Genomic DNA, 18677 nt, shown 5'->3' with positions numbered 1-18677 from the left:
TACGCAGTAATATAGGGTCTCACTCATTTGCCGTCGCCATGCGTTTGCCCACAATGAACAATATCGTAAATTAATTGAAGGTTAAATGTTACCTCACATGATTCGCCCGGGCCTTAGGGGATGTACGCATTATAATGCCCATAATAACGAGAAGCTTTATCAACTAAAACCCTTATTAGGCTAAGTTAAGATGTGAAAAAGCCGAACTTGAGTTCGGCCTTTTTATGCTTGCTTTGTTTTAGGCTTAGTTGCCGAAACTCACATTATCCCAGTAGTAGACTTTCTCACCGGCGATATTTCCTTCCGTGCCGAAATTAAAGAAAATCGACGCCTTATCAAATACCCAATCTGGATGGATCAACGGTTCAGTACCCGGCGCCTGATCATTAAAATCAAAGGTTAGCTCCTCCCAGGCATTGGCAACCGTCGTTAAAGATTCGGTTTCTACCGTGTGTGTCACGTCAGTGTGATCTTCAATTTTAAGCCGAACAGGTATGCCGGCATCTGGCGAATAAATCCATACTTTCATTATACTGTTACTGTTAGTAACCGGGATCACCGTAGCAAAACCTGCATTGGTGCCCATAGTGGTGCCCGCCCACGTTGCCGAGCCTAGAGGTTTTGTCGTCATGGCCACCGTACCGGCCCCGTCAGGATTGCCTACCAATGCTGAGTAGGTGCCACCGAAGTCTTGCAACACGTAGTTGATGTCGGTACTTTCAAACGTCAGAGGCAAGTCCATTTGAGTAGGATCGGTGGGGCCGCCACCTGTGCTTGAAGTCTGCACCAGGTCGTCAAAATAAAAGGTCCAGTTAGCCGGATCACCCATGGCATCGCCAACCACGCCATTATCAAAAATTAGGGTGATAGCCGTCATCGTCACCGCGGTGTCGCCGAAGTCGAAGCTTAATTCTTGCCAGCCGTCGCCGTTATGTACGGTGGTGACTTCAGTATTAGGCTCAAGGATTTTGAATAACACGGGTACGGGTCTTTGCGCATAGACTTGCATGGTAAATACCGTGCCGGCAGCTACTTCTATCGCACCGCCTAGAGCATAAGTACTTCCCCCCCATGATGCACCGGCAAATTTCAACATCTGGCCAACCTGGCCGCTGGTATTTTGTATCCCGTTCCCCCCAATCACAGCGGGATTAGGAATAATCGATGCCGCTCCACCATCGAAGTCGTTAAATAGGTATGAATCCGCTGGCGCTTCAAAATCTGTAGATGCACTTTGGGATCCTCCTCCACTTCCTCCGCCAGAAGTACCACCGGCAAAACTCACATCATCCCAATAATAAATATCATCTGCCCCGTCTGTTCCAAAATTAAAAAAGATAGAGGCTTTATCAAATACCCATTCAGGGTGGATCAAAGGTTCCGTGCCTGGGGCCTGATTATTAAAATCAAAGGTTAGTTCTTCCCAGGTATTGGCCATAGTCGTTAAGGTTTCAGTTTCCACCGTATGGGTCACATCATTGTGGTCCTCAAGTTTAAGACGCACCGGGATCCCTGCGCTGGGTGAGTAGACCCACACTTTCATTATGCTGTCGCTGGTGGTGACTGGAATAACTGAAGCCAAACCCGACGGAGTGCTCATGGTAGTGCCGGCCCAAGTGGCCGCACCTGCGGTTTTGATGGTTTTGGCGACCATATCAGTGCCGCTAGGATTAACCACTAATGTGGTTACCGCGCCCCCAAAATCAGTCACAGTGTAATTCACACCCGGTTGATCAAAATCGATGGGCAAGTCAATTTGGTCGGTGCCACCTACCGGAGGCGTATCACTTTCGACCAAACGAATATTGTCGAGTTTCAGCTCCATTGCCCCTAGCGGTTCAATCACTAACACATTCACAATATCCGCAATGTTGGCGCTGCTACCAGGGGAAAAGCGATTGCCATTAGCTAGCAGGGCCGCAATGTTAATCCGTACTTCAGTCCACTCTCCTACTGCGGGTAATGGCACCGCGAAGTCACTCACCTTTGGCCAGCCACTATCGAGCTTAACCAATAATTCGGCACCACTGGTGCTTAAAATATTCAGGTCAAAAACCAGCTCTCCCGCTGCTAGCCAATCAGACAAGTCCACATGTGGGGCATATTCAAAATAAACGTTGCCGTTGGCGCCAGTTTTGCTAATAAGTAATACATCGCCTCGACCATCTTCTGGCACTTCTTGGTAACTCACCACTGCATCCGGATTGTAGCTATTAAACACTAGGCCTGCGGCTAGGTCGTCATCGTATAGGTAGAACTCAGGTAAGGCTGCAAAGGAATCGTCAGGGACGACTATTTCCGGGGCTGGATGGCCTTCGACAAACTCTGCGTCATCCCCAAGCGTGGCGCAACCGGCTCCCGTACTCGGCTGAATCGAACACTCGTAGACTCTGACATAGTCCACTTCCAAGCTTTGCGGGAATACTGATGAATCGATGCCTTTGTCGTTAACATTCGCCGCCCATGAGCCACCCACAGCCAGATTTAACAACATGTGGAAATTTTGATCATAAGGAGCGCTACCAGGAGCAGTGACTAATTGCCCATCTTGCATATATTGGCTATACCAACCACTGTCTCTTTGCGTGGCGAAATGCTCGCCGTCAACATACCAGCGTATTTCGCCTTCTTCCCATTCCAGTGCATAGGTATGAAATACATCCGCTGGATTTGCATCTGCAGCAAACTTATAGTCGGTTCCTGATGATACATTTTCTGGCCAGGCTTTACCGTAATGTAACGTACCGTGAGTCCGGGATTCGAGTTCACCGGGCTGAGCATCGCCAGCATCGGATTGTGTTTTAAGGTTTACCGCTTCCATAATGTCGATTTCACCCGACGCAGCCCAACCACCATAGACCCAGTCAGTGGGTAACATCCAAATGGCCGGCCAGGTACCTTGGCCCTGGGGAAGTTTTGCCCTGATTTCGAAACGTCCATAGGTCCAGTCACCTTTATTCAGGGTGCGCAGGCGAGCAGATGTATAAGGAAGTGGCGAACCCGCTCCGGCGGGTAAGGCGACGATGTTTAACTGGCCATTTTCAACGTAAGCGTTTGCGGCATTGTCGGTATAACATTGTTGTTCATTGTTGCCACCTCCCTCGCAGTTGATTTCGTGGCTCCATTTAGCCGTATCAATGCTGGTGCCATCAAATTCGTCACTCCACACTAATGACCAATCCGATTCGGGGGCCACTGTGCAGCCATCTGCATCCACTGTGTCACCCACCGGGGTGTCAGGACATAAATCGTTGCGGTTGAGTACACCATCGCCGTCGTGATCTCTTGCTTTGGCGATAGCTGCTTTGGCCAGTGCAATGATCTCGCGTTGTAAAACAATTTCAGCTTTTGCCTGGGCGATGATGTCTTGGTATTGCTGAATTTTTACTTGCGACTTGGCGATCTTATCCTTGGATTTAGTGATTTTTTTCCGGGCTTTCTCAATATCTTTGTCTTTGTTTTTTCCGTCAGCGTCGGCGATTACTGTTTGTTGCTTGACGATTTCTTCTCTTTGTTGAGTTATGTCTTCGCGTTCTCTGGCTATTTTGTCGCGTGTTTTGTCAATCGTGGAGCGTAGTTTTTCGATTTGCTTTTGCGCTTTGTCGATTTGTTTCTTGGCATCTGCAATTTGATCTTGCTCTGTTGAACTGGCGCTAGTAGCCGAGGCACTCACGTTCGCCCCAGCAGCACTTGCTTGGACGCTAACCACGCTGATTAGTACGGCAAGGGTTAGTGCTGATACCTTACATAGATTATTGGGTAGATGTTTCATTGTGTATGCTCCTGATCCCGGTTATCCGTGGTTGTTATGGCTGTGCCAAAAATAAACATGCCTATCGAGTTAATACGTTTCATATTGATTACCATTTGGCGTTAATTAGTTGCTGTCTAAAGTGATTTCACTAGAACGTTTAACGCTGTAAACAACAGACAACTACAACGAACATGCTCCACTACATATCCAGTGGGATATTTAAGAAAAACGCCCAAGAAAGGTCTTACAAAGTGAATAAGCATCAAATGTAAGCGCTTTCATCCATTCATAGTAAGGCCTGAAATCAAACTTTTCAACATAAACAATACAATTAATTTACAATTTGAGGTCTGTCCAGTTTCCTATGCTTGACTCGCCAAGCCTTCACGGGGAGGAGCCGAATGCGATTATGGTGTTGTGGTCACGTATAGAGAGCGATGAGATGGAACATTGTGAGAATTGGCGGGTATTTTGCGATATCTAATGACATTGCTACTCTTCGCAAACTATTATTGGCAACGACTGTCAACCGTTTTTTTACGCTGCCAACCATGCTTAAGTTGGCTTATTTGGATAGTGATGCGGTGAGTTTGTTGTCGTTAGACATTTCGTTTTCGACAAATTTGGACCACTGCTGCGCCATGCCCTTACTGGTCTTAAATTTCTCAGCGATGGCGAGCTCGTTGAGTGCCTGGTTATATTCTCCCACATTAAAATAAGCCATGCCCATTACCAGATAGGTGGTGCCTGCGTTGCGTAACCCGCCTTTTTGCAAAGCTATTCTAGAGGCACCTATGGCCTGCTGCCACTTTTCCATATTCAGAAATATTTGCCCTAGCTGGGCATCCAGTTCCCCGTCGTCAGCCATTTTAGCCGCGGCTTGTAATACGGGTACGGCTTTGTCGCCTTCTTTGGCTAGCAGCCAACACTGTGACAAGAACTTAAGATTTTTAAGGTTTTTATCCAGTACGGCGTCTGCAAAACCCTTTTCAATCAGGCGTGCCCCTTTGTAGGGCATCTGATGATAATAATAAAGTTGCGCCAGGTTAAAGATATCCGAACCGCTTTGGATAAAGCCTTTTTGATAAGCACTTTCCAGAATAGCCAGTTGCTGGCGCTCTTCTCCCAATTCACCATACATGCCACCAAGCTGCACCCAGTACTTAGGCTCATCAAAGTGTTTTACCAGCTTAAGCAAGGTATCCTTGACCTTTTGAGGCTGTTTCAATTCATAATAAATCGCCCGCTGCAGCACATACCAGTTTTCTCGGGGCACCTTATCCTTGGCTTCTTCAAGTTCTACTGCTTTATCAATAAAATCAGCTGCTTTTTGATAAGATTTTTGCTGATACATGGCCTGGGCTTTTAATACGTAGTTTTTAGGGGGAATGTCGGCACCTGGATTAACCGTGGCGTTTAAGCCTTCCCAGCGTTCCAGAAAAGCCACCGCCCGACTAAAGTTGCCTCGCATCATATGTAACTGAGCCAGGCTGAACAAAGTACTGAGCTCGAAGGATCCTGGAATGGGTTGCTGTTCAACCACTGTCTCAAATGCCTTGATGGCCTCATCGAAACGCTCCTCGTTGTAATAGATAAAGCCATAAAAGTTGTACATCATGGCCATTTCATAACTGTTCATTGAGCCGGCTTTATCCTTTACGTTGTCCAATGCTGCTATGGCGTCATTGGTTTTACCTTCATCAGCCAGGGCCTGAGCACGCGCCAGTTGATCATAAACTCTGACCCTCAAAGCAGGGGTGCGCCGGGTTTCTCGCTCGCCTAAGTCCACTTCCTGGGCTACGGCATCGTTCACCACCACAGGTAAGACACTAACACCTAGCATCAAAGTCGAGAGTATGGCGACAGATAGGCTATCACGCCAAAGGTCGCGACGTGTTTTGTTAAATAGGTTCATTTTTGCTGGCTCCTTAACCGTCAATTTGGAAAGTAATGCGGTTTTGCACACCCGCCACATCAGTAGCTTCACCATTAACCACTCTGGGTTTGTATTTAAACTTAAGTGCCGCATCGATGGCGGCCTGATCAAACAGATCCGCGGGCTCGGCTTTTACCACACTGGGATCTTTTACTGAGCCTTGTTTGGATACCGTAAATTCGACAATCACATATCCCTCTATACCCCGAGACAATGCTCGGCGGGGATAAATCGGTGCCACCTTGACGATGGGCAGGTATTCCCCATCACCAGACTCTAGGGCTAAGCCACCATCAAGGGTTAAATCGGCACTGATATCTGCACCAAAATCCATACTCTGACCTTGGGCATTAGGTGTAGATGAGTCCAACTGAGGTTGCTTCATTGCTGGGGGTGGTTGTTCAGGTTTCGGTGGTTTTTTGGGTTTACGATCCTTTTTCTGGGTAGTTTCATCTTTTTTCACGCGCACGAAGTCAAGTACACTGCCCGTGGGGGGATCGGTAAATGCGCTGCCGCCGCTTTTAATCAACGATTGCATCACATAGAACAGCCCCAACGTGACAATGGCTGACAGGACGATGGCTATCAGGTATCTGGGCATGATTTAAGGCTCTTGTGCAGCGATAGAAACATCGGTGATACCGGCGGATCGTGAGGCGTCCATGACCTTGATCAACGTATCAGTGGTGGATTTTTTATCCGCCTGAATAACCACTGTTCCTTGGGGATTTTCTGCATGTAAACGTTCGATGTTGGCTTGTACTGCACGCACATCGATACGCCGCTTGTTGATCCAGATTTCGCCTGTGTCGCTGATCGCGACCAGAATGTTAGCCCGATCTTTTTTTACCGCCGTTGCCGCTTCAGGACGATTTACATCTATACCGGATTCTTTTACAAATGAAGCGGTAACAATGAAAAATATCAACATGATAAAAACCACGTCCAGCATGGGTGTCATATCGATTACCGCTTCTTCTTCATCCATCAAATTCTGAAAATGTTGTTTCATAAGTATCTCTCTTGGGTCGCCAGGACTACACCTGACGCTCGATTGGCAAGGCGTCTTCTATGTGGGTTCTTTGGGTTTTTGTGGTCCTTTTGAGCCAAGTAGAGGCAAATACACCCGACAAGGCACCCACCATACCCGCCATGGTGGGTATGGTCGCTTTGGAAACACCTGACGCCATGGAGCGAGCATCTCCGGAACCTGAAATCGCCATGACATCAAACACTTCAATCATGCCAGTTACCGTACCCATTAACCCTAACAAGGGGCACAGTGCCACCAATGCCTGGATAATGGGAATGCCGGTACTTAAACGCAGACTCACCCGGGATATCATCGCCTGACGGATCTGCTGGGCATTCCATGAACGGCGATCTTGGCGGGCCTGCCATTTGGCAATGGTTTGTCTTTTATAGGCCTTGTGCCAGATAAACACGTACAGCGCCCGCTCTAAAATGAGTAACCACATCACAAATATCAGCAAACCGATAACCAGTAACACCTGGCCACCTGTTTCCGTAAAATCCCTTATCGCTTCAAAAAATTCCAACATGAACTGGTACCTTTAAACGCTAGGGGTGGAGGGAGTTCCCATACGCTCTGCCCGCTCGGCAATAACGCCTGATGCTTGTTCCTGCAAAATAAACACCACGTCCTTGGAACGCGTATTAAGCATGGCATATAGCAGTGTCATCGGAATGGCCACCACTAAACCTAAGACTGTGGTTACCAACGCGGTAGAGATGCCGCCAGCCATCAATTTCGGATCACCAGTGCCAAACAAGGTAATTGCCTGGAAGGTATTGATCATGCCCGTAACCGTGCCCAGTAAGCCCATAAGCGGCGCCACGACAGAAATGATTTTGATAATGGTCAAGTTGCGGCTCAATCTGGGTATTTCACCCAAGATAGCTTCTGTCAGGTGTAACTCTAATGCTTCGGTATCGGCCCGAGGGAACTTGTCACGCACCAACATCACTCGCCCAAGCGGATTGCTATCTTTAAAGCTATCAGACTTGAGTTGCTTGTTAACTTTAGCTTTAACGAGCGTCAGGGTGATAAGGCGCTCCAGTGCCAATAACAATCCAATAGCCCCAACCACCAAGATGATATAACCGACTAAACCACCCTGCTCAACCCGCTCTTTGAGGCTTGGCGCTTGCACTAATAATTTGAGAATTGAACCACCGGTCGGGTCCAGGCCAAATTCGACCAACTGGCCATTGGAAGCCTGAAGTTCTTCGGCACTGCTGCCATAACGATAGGCAGGTTGGCGAATGAGCTCACCGAGTGATTCGCTTGGCCCTTCGTAATCCAGGTACTTGCCATCGGCAATCAGGGCGAAGGAGCCGACCCGGATCACTTCTTTACTTTCTTTATTACCGTTTGCTTCCACCACATCAGTGGTAAAACGGGTCACCTTGCCCGATTCGGTCATCTCACGCTGGATTTCAAACCATACCCGTTCTATTTCAGCAATTGAGGCCAACTGGGAACTGGAACCCATGGACTGGGCCATGTTATCCAAAAACTCGGCGCGGCCTGGAATTTGTGCAGAAATAACTGAGTTTTGAAATTTGCTTTTGGTGTCACCCGCGACTTGCTGTAACACACCAAAGAGTTCTTTAAGTGAACCTAGACGTATGGTCAGCGCTTCGTTTAAATCCCCTAATTTGAATTCGTTTTGTTCAAATTCAGTTTCCAGATTTTCTGAAGTCGCCAGAGCATTATCACGCCTTAAACCCGCTTCACGCAGCATTTGGTCCTGCTTTGCGCGTTGCTGCATAAATTCTTTTTCACGTTGGGTATTTTGCGTGTCCTGCTCAAATTTCCCTTCTTCAAGCTGCTTGAGTAAGGTATCCAAATTTAGCGCCCGGTCTTTAGGTGCTGGCATCGGATCCGCAGCCATGGCTGATCCTGCTCCTAGCGTTACCAGTACGGTCAGGGCAATATTTTTTAGTAATTGATTCATCTTTATCATGCTCTTAATCAGTTATCGCAACAGGCAGCATCAGTAAATCTGGTGCCATTTGTTTTTTCGCCATACGTAAGCCTTTGGTCACTTGGGTACGATAGCTTGACGGTAACGCTTCCCATTCACGGGTTTGAGTATTCCAGGTACCCTGCATGCCACCGTCCCGGGTCTGATAAATAAAAGCGGTTCGACCTACACGTAAAAAATCAACATTACGCTCCTGAGCGTCTATGGTGTGTAACCCCGCATAAGCTTCGAGGGTGCGTCCATAGTCCATTTCGACCTGGTATGCTTCCATGACCCGGCGAAATTTCTCAGAAGGGGCGATCTGTGCGCTGTTCATCATGTCTTTTAAATCGGCAATCCGTTGGCTACGTTCTTCAGGCAAAAAAGGCACGTCAAGTGCCACAAATTGCGCCAAACCCTTGACCATTCGCATCATAAGCGGCGTGATTTGCCGCTCGATCACACTGACGTCATCAATGGCGGCGTTTAAATCTGTCATTTCCTGAACTTGGTTATCAATCTGCTTACCAAGTTGGGCGTTGTATACTTGCAAACCTTCAGTTTCTTTATTTATGCCTTTGAACTGCAGCAACTTATTATCAATTTGATCGGTAATTTTATTGATTTTCTGCTGGGAGTTGGCAGCTGAGTCATTGATCTCAGCGGCTTTTTTAAGCGCAGGTTGAAGATAAACATCTTGCTGGGCATAGCCGGATGCAGATAACAGCAAAGTGACGCTAAGTAACCTGACTGATAACGAGTTAATTGACTTCATGTACGCAAACCCTATATGAAGGAAATGGTGAAATGGTCTGACTTTATTATTCAGGCCATTTCATTAAGAATTTGCGCAAGGATAGAGGGTAAACGTGGCATTTTTATGACGGCAATATTACATATAAATGACACTAATATTGCACAAACTCATAACAGCCAGGGTGGGCGCTGGATAGGGGCCCGCCGGTCGTTTCAGCACATTTGAACGGCTGTTCCTATCCCGTTTCACCCAGACTAGATGACTAAATATGTCAACTCAGTGTTTAATGGCTACTCATGACTTCAGACCCAGGAAACGGGAGAACACCCATAATATTTACCTTAAAACGGGACCTCGTTCCCTTTAGGGTTAACGTAAAACATCTGTTTGGCGCAGTAAAATAAGCTGGCGCCCTTGACGATTTCCCTTGGAACTCGATGTGGATAGCCCAGCAATTATCTGCAAAATACCTTATGCTAGGGCTCTGATTCACTTAAAAGGTAGAAACGCCCAATGGCTAAACCAAATTACGCGTTCGAGAAGCGCCAGAAAGAAATTGCCAAGAAAAAGAAAAAAGAAGAAAAACGCTTGTTAAAACTGGCGGCCACCGAGACCCCACCCAGCGATGTTGCCCCAACTTCTGGCGATGGGGATAGCGACACTCCTTCCCAGTAAATCCAGTATTGCTACATTCACCCAGTGTTAACTATCCCCCAATCATCAATCAGTGCCAGGGGGATACGGTCTGGTAGTCCAGAATTGTTTACGGCTGAATTTTTTCAGCCGAACTATACCTTTCATATATAGCCTTTGGCGGTTGAATTTGACACAATGCGTGACCATCAATTGAGCAAAAAAAAGTCGGTCGCTATTGCCCCCTAAGGGATGTTTTATTTAGCCTATGGTTTCAGGCAATTGATTAGCATAATAAAGATGACTACACACATAAAACACGAATATATGATCGACTCTATTCATATACACATAGACAACACACACTTACTAGCGGTGACACAATGACAAATTTAAACAAAGCGGCATTAGCCCTATGCATTCAAAGCGCTTTATTCAGCCAAGTACTTAGTGCACAAGAAGCCAGCCCTGGCACAGAAAAAGGCTTAGAAAAAATCACGGTTACGGCGCAAAAACGTACCCAAAGTATTCAAGACGTACCTATTTCCATCGCGACGTTAAGCGGTGAGCGTTTTGAAAGTATTTTCGCCGGTGGCGACGATATTCTAGCGTTAGCGGTGCGTGTGCCTGGTTTGTATGCAGAATCTTCAAACGGTCGAGTTGCCCCACGTTTTTACATTCGTGGTTTGGGCAACACAGATTTCGATTTAGCTGCTTCACAGCCTGTTTCTATCGTGATGGATGATGTGGTCAAAGAAAATGTTATTTTAAAGAGCTTTCCATTATTCGACGTAGAGCGCGTTGAGGTTATTCGTGGGCCACAAGGCACCTTGTTTGGTCGCAATACCACAGCCGGTATCATTAAGTTCGATTCTGTTAAACCCAGTAGCGATTTTGATGCCTATTTAAAAAGCAGTGTGGCTAATTTAGGCTCCTATAGCTTTGAAGCTGCAGTGGGGGGTGAGTTAGCCACTGATTGGTCCGGGCGTTTATCTGTATTATCACAAGAACGTGGTGATTGGATAGATAATGCCTACACCGGCGAAACCAATGCGTTTGGCGGCTTCGATGAAAAAGCCTGGCGCGGTCAGTTATTGTATTCGCCAAGTGAAGACTTCTCAGCCTTGTTAAATGTGCACGGCCGTGAACTCGATGGCACGGCGTCGGTATTTCGCGCTAATGTGTTCACTAAGGGCAGTAACGATCTGAATGCCAATTTCGATCGTGATAAAGTCTATTACGATGGGGATATCGACGGCAACGGTGCCGACAATAATCCACAAAAATATGAAAACTATGGCGGCTCACTGAAACTTGAAATGGGTTTAGATGATATGTCGCTGACCTCTATCACCGCCATGGAAAAAGCCGAAGGTTCAAGCCTGGGTGACATAGATGGTGGGGTGTTCCTTTTTGCCCCTGCGGATATTAATGGTGATGGCAGCGTTGAGCTAACTTTCCCAGGCAATATCGCCTTTGGGGCGGTCACCGAAGATAAACTTAACGATCTTGATCAGTTCACCCAGGAAATTCGCCTGGCCAGTGAGACAGGTGACGCCCTTAGCTGGCAGACCGGCGCGTTTTATTACGATTCATCCTTCAATGTAACTAGCACAGATGGATTTTTTGGCGCTACTACGGTTTACCATGCCAATACCACCTGGGCAGTATTCGGACAAACCTCATACGATGTGAATGACAAACTGAATATTACCGGTGGTCTGCGTTATACCCATGATAAAAAATCATTGGTGGTCGGCGAGCAAAACGTTGACGGCTTCGCTCTTCTTATTGGTGCCGCCCAAATTCAAGATTACGCCGATATCAATGTCGACGATGGCCAAGTAAGCTGGGAGTTAAGCGCCAATTACAAAATTGACAACGACACGTCAGTGTTTACCCGTTTAGCCAATGGTTTTAGAGCGCAAACTATCCAGGGCCGGGATGTGGCGTTTGAGGGGGATCCTTCTGTAGCGGATGCCGAAACGATCAACTCCTTTGAAATTGGTTTTAAATCCGATTTATTAGATAATACGCTGCGCTTAAACGCAGCCACCTTCTACTACCAAATTGACGATGTGCAGTTCTCAGCCATAGGGGGGGGCGCCAATAACACCGCCCTGGTGAATGCGGATAAAGGCACAGGCTACGGTTTTGAAGTCGACGCCCAGTATATCGCCAACGATTACCTGACCCTGACCGCAGGCTATAGCTACAACAAAACCCAAATCAAGGACGACACACTTACGGTCTTGCCTTGTGGCGCCAACCCAGGTTTTGCTTTTGCCGGTAACTGTACCGTACTGGATCCTCGTCCAGATGGCCTAAAAGCTTCCATAGACGGCAACCCCTTCCCCCAAGCGCCTGAAACCATCTTTACCTTTACGGCGCGCTACGCTGTGCCTATGGGTAACAACGGTGAGTTTTTTGCTTATACAGATTGGGCCTTCCAGGGTGAAACCAACTTATTCTTATACGAATCAGTTGAGTTTCAAACTGACAGCAATGTAGAAGGTGGCCTGCGCATAGGTTATGAAAACTTCGAACATGCCTATACCGTCGCCTTATTTGGTCGTAATATTACCGACGAAGAAAATGTTAAAGGTGCCATCGACTTTAACAACCTGACCGGTATCGTTAACCAACCGCGTATTTTTGGTATCGAAGCTAAAGTCAGCTTTTACTAAATCCCATTCTCTATCAGTAAGGCATAGTAAGTGATGTCTTGCTGAAGATGGCTCATATACCAAATACAAAAAAGGCAGATCCTGATCTGCCTTTTTTGTATCTTATGATTCAGTGATCTATGAACAATAAATTCGGCGTCAATATATAATAAAAGACGCCAACGTTAAATTGACGCAATGCTAACTGACGTTACTAGGAGTGACTTCTTTGCGTGATAGTAGTAACACAAAAAGAACTAATATCACCCCTTGGGTCAACACCCCTTGCCAAGTGGCTGAAATACCTAACCAGCTTACTGAAATATCCATTGGGAAAGGTGCAATGCCGATCACTGCCGCTTCTTGCAATGCTGAGACTCCTTTGCCGGCCAATACAAATGCCAGAATAAGCATAAAATAAGAGCTAAGCGCAAAGAAGCGGCCAATGGGTAGTTTCAGCGAGTACTTGAGCATCAACCACGTTATAAGCGCGAGTATGGCAACCGCCGTGACTAATCCGTACCACACGTAACTCACCTGGCTGCCATCACCTACGGCTTGAGTAAGCAAAGATTGGTAAAACAAAATGGTTTCAAAAACTTCACGATAGACCGAAATAAATGCCAGTCCAGTTAAGCCCCAGAGAGTTCCGGTACTTAAATGCCGCGCTACGTTGTTATGAATATATTGCTGCCATTGAGATGCCTTGGTTTTGCTGTGCATCCAATAACCCACATAGAATAATATAGCCGCCGCCAGTAGCGCCGCTCCTCCTTCCATTACCTCTCGGGACGCACCACTGATATTAATCAGGTTTTGTGCCGCCCACCATGTCAGGCCACCAGCAACTAATGCCGATAACCAGCCCAAATGCACATAACGAATAGCATCCTGGCGCTGGGTTTTCATGAGCACAGTGATTAGAGCCAGCACGACTAATAGTGCTTCTAAACCTTCACGTAATAAAATAATCAATGATGCGGAAAACATCGCGTTGTTCGACAGCACTTCGCCGGTTAAGGCGGCATCTACCTGCTCAAGCTGTTGCAGAATTAGTTGTAACTCTTTGCTCACTTGCTCGTCATTCGATGCAATACTGAGCACATTGCGGAATTTCAACAACTGACTTTCAACGGATTTGCGTAGGGCGCCATCTCTGGCATCCAGGTTATTTTCAATGAGTTCAAAACCGTCTAAATAGGCGCTAACAGCAAGTGTTTGCGCCTGGGATAAGTTTCCATCACGGTATGCATCTACCGCTGCGATTAAATTGGTTTTGGCGGTTGCAATGGGGGTACCAGACTGACTAAAAAACAAATCTGGTTGCGCGCGCCATTGTTCAATTTGGGCTAAATCGACATCATCTAGCTGAGCCAAAACCTGCAATGGGTTGTCATTAATCCAACTCTGCAAAGCAATCTTTGGTTGTTCGGCTTTAATACTATTGTCGGTGTGCTGTGCTGCTTGAGTGAACGCCAAACTGCCCGCGTAGAAAGCCAGCGACCAACGCTGCTGATCATTAAGCTCGGTAAAAGCACGCATCGCGGTATCGTCTAAACCGGCACTAATGGCATCATATAAGCCAAGTAACGAACGATTTAATGCGCGCTCTTTTTCGGTAAAATCTGTGGGTTGAGGGCTAAGTGATTTTGCCAATGGGCCATTCCCCTCACCCGCCGGACCATGGCAAGCTGAACAATTACTCTCGAATAAGGTTAGTACTTGGGACTGTGGCAACAACTGGGCGGGTAATTTAAGCGCAGGTGACATGGCCAACAAATGCTGGCGTATTTTCTGCGTCAGACTCTTAATTTCATCAGTCGAGGATTTAGCTAAAATAGCCTGTTGTAACGCCTGTGCATTAACCATCACCGGAGTTTGGCTTAAATCAAAATCAGCCTCTTTGGCTTCTTGCAGCGCCGTGGCTTTTTGCAAAATTAAGCCGGCGAATTGCTGCATTTCCGCAAACTCATCTTCATTTGCTACCTCACCACTGACTACAGCTGCAGAGTAATCAACGCCTATGTATTCGGCCATCTGCAGTATTTGGCGGCTTTCTTTAATGAGGTCAATACTTACGGATTGTTGAGCAAATATAGACACAGAAAATAACGTATTCACCATAAGCAAGGCGCCAAATATCAAGAATTTCGAATTCAACGGACCATAACGTGAAACGAACGAAGGTATTAATCGTTGTAGAAAGAGTTGAGAACAAAGTTGTGGAAATGTAATCAAGAGTATTGCCTTAAAAATATAAAATGCCTTCGATATCCGCTATGTGACTAAGCTAATCACAGATAACAAATGAGAATAGTTATTATTCTACTTTCTTGCGTTTTTATAATCAATGCCTAACAAGCTCCAGTGCTAAAGTACTATGTTGTCTTTATCACCGGGCACCTATAGTTGAGGCTCACTTAACTAAAGGGTCCAAAAAATGCCAAACAAACTAGTCCTTAGTCTTAAAATAACCGTTGCCAGCTTGTTATTGGTACTTCCGTCCCTGGCCCTGGCCCTGGCATGCGTTGACGCCGTGGTGTTAGTCCATGGCAATACGGCCACGCCCGCCAGCTGGGACAACACCTCTGACTACTTGCGCAGCAAAGGCTATAGCAGTGCAGATATATTCCGCCCCGATTGGGGATCAAAAACCTGTGCTAGTTGCAATAATCATAGTGGCAGTGAAGAAATTCCAGTGCGCCTAGCCATTCAAAATGCCCTTGCCGCATCCTGTACCGGCAAGATCGACGTCATAGGTCATTCTATGGGGGCGACTCTGGCCGCCCAGCAAATTGATAAATTGGCGGCAGCCGGTTCAGTCGATACCTTTGTGGGTATCGCCGGTGCCTTTCGAGGTTTATGGAGCTGCGGGGTGTATCCGTTTAACGTATGGAGCTCTACCTGTGGCAGTGCGGGTTTATCGGTCCAAAGTCCATTTTTAGATGGCTTATACGGTGCCCCGCTAGGTGCCAAGGTCTACTCAATAAAAAGCTATATTGACCAGATTGTGTGTTCAACCGGTACCTGCACTGTAGGGGGCATTCACAGCAGCAGCATTTGGCAGGAAGACGCCAGTTTCAACTACGCGTTGGGACATTTTGGATTACAAAGCGACACGGCTGCCAAGCAGTATGCTTTGATCCACTAAGGTTTTTTCCAAAAAAAATAGCCGCATTTAGCGGCTAATTTTATTTCACCGATAGGAAATCAGAATTCCCTTTTATACGACAAGGTAAAGCCAATACCTTTACTTTGAGATCTAAACAAGACATTTTCAAACTCTAGCTTTCTGGACTCATCAAGCAAGTTTTGCACTTTGAGCTTCACCGTTGAATTGAAGTCCGGATAGTAGGTATACACCAGGTCCAATGAATGAAATGGCGTTTCATAGTTATCATCAAAACCATCAATGCCTGGGATCAAAATACGGTCGCCAAACACGTTATAAATTAACGACGCCGAGTGATTACCATTGGGGGCATCAAAACCCAATTGCAGGTTGGCCACATACTTTGAATGTCCGGTGAGGCGCCGCTTAAGATTAGTTATTGCAGCGGAAACCCCGGTCTGCTCGACGATATGCTGTTTATCTAAAACTATTTCAGAATCAGATAAGGTCAGGTTTCCCGACAAAAATAAGTTATCCCACACATCCTTACCAAGAAATCCCAGTCCTTTTAAGAACTCGAGCTCCACTCCATACAACTCACCTGTTTGTGCATTGGCAATGCGCACCAATGGCGGTCCATCCTGAGAAGGTGATTGAACTGACTCAATGGGCGCGGTCATGTCTTTATAAAAAATACCAACGGAAAGATTGTCGCCATCTTCTAAATACCATTCCCAACGGGCGTCGTAGTTTTCAATGGCCGTCGTGCGCAGTCCAGGTGTGCCTGCAATGGGAAAATCAGTTAACGGGTCGATATAAGTCGAACTAGACAATTCCCTTAAGTCCGGACGAACCACGGTTTCTCCATACCCCACCCGCAATTGCATTTGCTCGTCAATAATGTAGGTCGTGGCTAACGCAATATAAACATCGTCTTCCTGGAAGGCCAACTGGCTACGATCCGCCTCATCGGGCAAATCTATTTGATTCGACTTAGGATCAAATGGAACCACGGCCTGACGGAAATCTTCCCAGCGCAAACCGCCACTGAAACGCCATTTATTGTTGTAAAAGAAATCCCCTTCAAAATAGTATGCATCGACTTTTTGCGCGGCGACATAATCATCACCTGCAATAGTGGTATCGGATAATAACGGGGTCGAGTTTAAGGTGGCATTATCTAATACATCATTGGATAAGATGTCATTAAGTTGTGAGCCAACCAAAACAGCACTATCAACCAATCCCCGAGTATTCACATCGAAACGGCGGTTATCCGCGGTACGGGATTTACTAATAAAATCCGCCCCGGCTTTGAGTTCAATTTCCCACTCTTGCAATGAAATTGGGTAGTTGGTGTTCCAACCATAGTCCTCGACCCTGTCATGTAATGTTTGAAACTGATAACGCGCCGCAGTCGTGGCATTCGTTAAGGTACTTTCACTTTGTGTATCAAACTCACCATCCCCGTTCGCATCCTGCAAAATAAAGCGGGCCGTCACGTTACCTGGCGCATTACGTAATGAACGGCCCAGTGAGTAACGCCAGTCGAAACCTAAGAAACCCAAATCGGTAAAAGTATGGGTGCCCTTAATTTGATTGGTAAACATTTTACGCTCTTCGTAAATCACTTCTAGATCACGAATTCGCTGGCCATCCACCAATTGTATATTGTTGGAGTTACCAATTTTATCGCGAATTTGGTCCCGGGTATCGTTCAGGGCGATACTGCTGATATCGATACGATGATTGCTTTTATAATCAATGCCAAAGTTAGCAAGACCAGACCATTTAACGGAGTGCTCGGTGGTTTGAACATCATCAAAAAAACGGATCAGGTTGATATCATCTCCGCTACGCTGGGGATCTTCGCCAATAAACTCTTCGGATACATCCCAGTTGTTGTTATAGCCGCTACTAACCAAGAAGCCATAGCGAATATCTTGATTATAATCAAAGCGGTTACCCAATGTCATATTAAGACCGAAATCCGGGTCAACACGTTGTAACTTAGGATCATAATCGCGATTCAGGGTTTTAAGTAAATCCCGTGCTTGGGAAGGCGTGACGTCATCCAAAAATTGTTTACTGTCCCATAAGTCGACTATGCCTTGGGGTGCGGCGCGCGTACCGTCATCTTTACCATACCAGTCATCACTGCCACCCTTGTACTGGTAGGCATCATTAAAGTTGTCAGTATTTCCGCCGACTTTACCCGTGACATTAAACACAAAATCACTGGGGATAGTTTTCAGGCGTATATCAACATTACCGCCACCAAATGCAGCGCCCATAGAAGGGGAAAACGATTTTTGCACTGACAATGACTCAATCATATCCGAGGGGAACAAATCCAGCGGAATAACCGAGCGAGTAGGATCCGGACTTGGAACCGCAGCACCATTTAGGGTGGTACTTGAGTAACGCTCTCCCAGACCACGCACGTAGATAAATTTACCATCCACCAGGGTCAAACCGGTCACCCGGCGAAGAGCCGAGGCAGCGTCAGTGTCACCGGTGCGTGAAATTTGCTCTGCGCCTAAGATGTCGGCGACAAAAGCTTGATTTTTGCGTTCCTGTAAAACGGCTGTAGCGGTACCTTTAAGCCGGGTCCCGGTGGCCACTACTTCTTCGATAACCTGCTCATCATCGGTTTCTTGGGCCATGGCTACTGTCGCCTGCAGGCTCAATCCGCCGAGAATCGCTAAAGTTAAGCTTTTTAGAGGAAACCTTGATAAAGGCGTATTCATTATTAACCTCGTTAACTGTCTGATAAACCAAAGCAGCAACTTTTCAACGAATGCAAAGTTGCTGCTGTGTTACTGATGA

12 protein-coding genes are annotated in these 18677 nt (G+C 46.6%); 3 read left to right on the top strand and 9 right to left on the bottom strand.

Going from position 1 to position 18677, the window contains the following annotated elements; genetic code table 11:
* Positions 1-244: 244 nt before the first annotated feature.
* The 7 genes from AC3RV5_RS05355 to AC3RV5_RS05325 form a co-directional block, all read right to left on the bottom strand.
* Positions 245-3772, bottom strand: coding sequence for a family 16 glycosylhydrolase (locus tag AC3RV5_RS05355; protein WP_489730934.1), 3528 nt, complete (start codon positions 3770-3772; stop codon positions 245-247).
* Between the two features lie 547 nt (positions 3773-4319).
* Positions 4320-5669 (bottom strand): tetratricopeptide repeat protein, encoded by a 1350-nt coding sequence (locus tag AC3RV5_RS05350; protein ID WP_489730933.1) that lies wholly within the window; start codon positions 5667-5669, stop codon positions 4320-4322.
* 13 nt (positions 5670-5682) lie between these two features.
* The gene (locus AC3RV5_RS05345; RefSeq protein ID WP_489730932.1) at positions 5683-6291 is read right to left on the bottom strand and encodes an energy transducer TonB; all 609 of its coding nucleotides are present in this window, start codon (positions 6289-6291) and stop codon (positions 5683-5685) included.
* 3 nt (positions 6292-6294) lie between these two features.
* Entirely contained in the window at positions 6295-6702 is a 408-nt protein-coding gene (locus AC3RV5_RS05340; protein ID WP_489730931.1) for an ExbD/TolR family protein, read from the bottom strand.
* Positions 6703-6727: 25 nt separating this feature from the next.
* Complete coding sequence (locus AC3RV5_RS05335; protein WP_489730930.1) at positions 6728-7252, bottom strand: MotA/TolQ/ExbB proton channel family protein; 525 nt, start codon at positions 7250-7252, stop codon at positions 6728-6730.
* Between the two features lie 12 nt (positions 7253-7264).
* A complete protein-coding gene (locus tag AC3RV5_RS05330) occupies positions 7265-8671 on the bottom strand; it encodes a MotA/TolQ/ExbB proton channel family protein (RefSeq protein WP_489730929.1) in 1407 nt (468 codons plus the stop codon).
* Between the two features lie 13 nt (positions 8672-8684).
* Positions 8685-9455 carry a DUF3450 domain-containing protein gene (locus tag AC3RV5_RS05325; RefSeq protein ID WP_489730928.1) on the bottom strand — a complete coding sequence of 257 codons (771 nt, stop codon included), beginning with the start codon at positions 9453-9455 and terminating at the stop codon, positions 8685-8687.
* A 495-nt stretch (positions 9456-9950) separates the two neighbouring features.
* Here AC3RV5_RS05325 and AC3RV5_RS05320 point away from each other — a divergent pair, with 495 nt between their 5' ends.
* The gene (locus AC3RV5_RS05320; protein ID WP_489730927.1) at positions 9951-10112 is read left to right on the top strand and encodes a hypothetical protein; all 162 of its coding nucleotides are present in this window, start codon (positions 9951-9953) and stop codon (positions 10110-10112) included.
* A 341-nt stretch (positions 10113-10453) separates the two neighbouring features.
* On the top strand, positions 10454-12757 hold the full coding sequence (locus AC3RV5_RS05315) for a TonB-dependent receptor (RefSeq protein ID WP_489730926.1): 2304 nt from the start codon (positions 10454-10456) through the stop codon (positions 12755-12757).
* 180 nt (positions 12758-12937) lie between these two features.
* Here the strand turns inward: AC3RV5_RS05315 and AC3RV5_RS05310 are convergent, their stop codons facing one another.
* The gene (locus tag AC3RV5_RS05310; protein WP_489730925.1) at positions 12938-14860 is read right to left on the bottom strand and encodes a cytochrome c/FTR1 family iron permease; all 1923 of its coding nucleotides are present in this window, start codon (positions 14858-14860) and stop codon (positions 12938-12940) included.
* Between the two features lie 316 nt (positions 14861-15176).
* On the opposite strand from AC3RV5_RS05310, the gene AC3RV5_RS05305 reads away from it, so the two are divergent.
* The gene (locus AC3RV5_RS05305; protein WP_489730924.1) at positions 15177-15887 is read left to right on the top strand and encodes an alpha/beta fold hydrolase; all 711 of its coding nucleotides are present in this window, start codon (positions 15177-15179) and stop codon (positions 15885-15887) included.
* 59 nt (positions 15888-15946) lie between these two features.
* Here AC3RV5_RS05305 and AC3RV5_RS05300 read toward each other — a convergent pair whose 3' ends face one another.
* Positions 15947-18598 (bottom strand): TonB-dependent receptor domain-containing protein, encoded by a 2652-nt coding sequence (locus AC3RV5_RS05300; protein ID WP_489730923.1) that lies wholly within the window; start codon positions 18596-18598, stop codon positions 15947-15949.
* Positions 18599-18677: the final 79 nt, after the last annotated feature.

The organism is Paraglaciecola sp. IT1134 (genome assembly GCF_058068185.1).
This window is presented reverse-complemented; position numbering and strand designations above follow the sequence as displayed.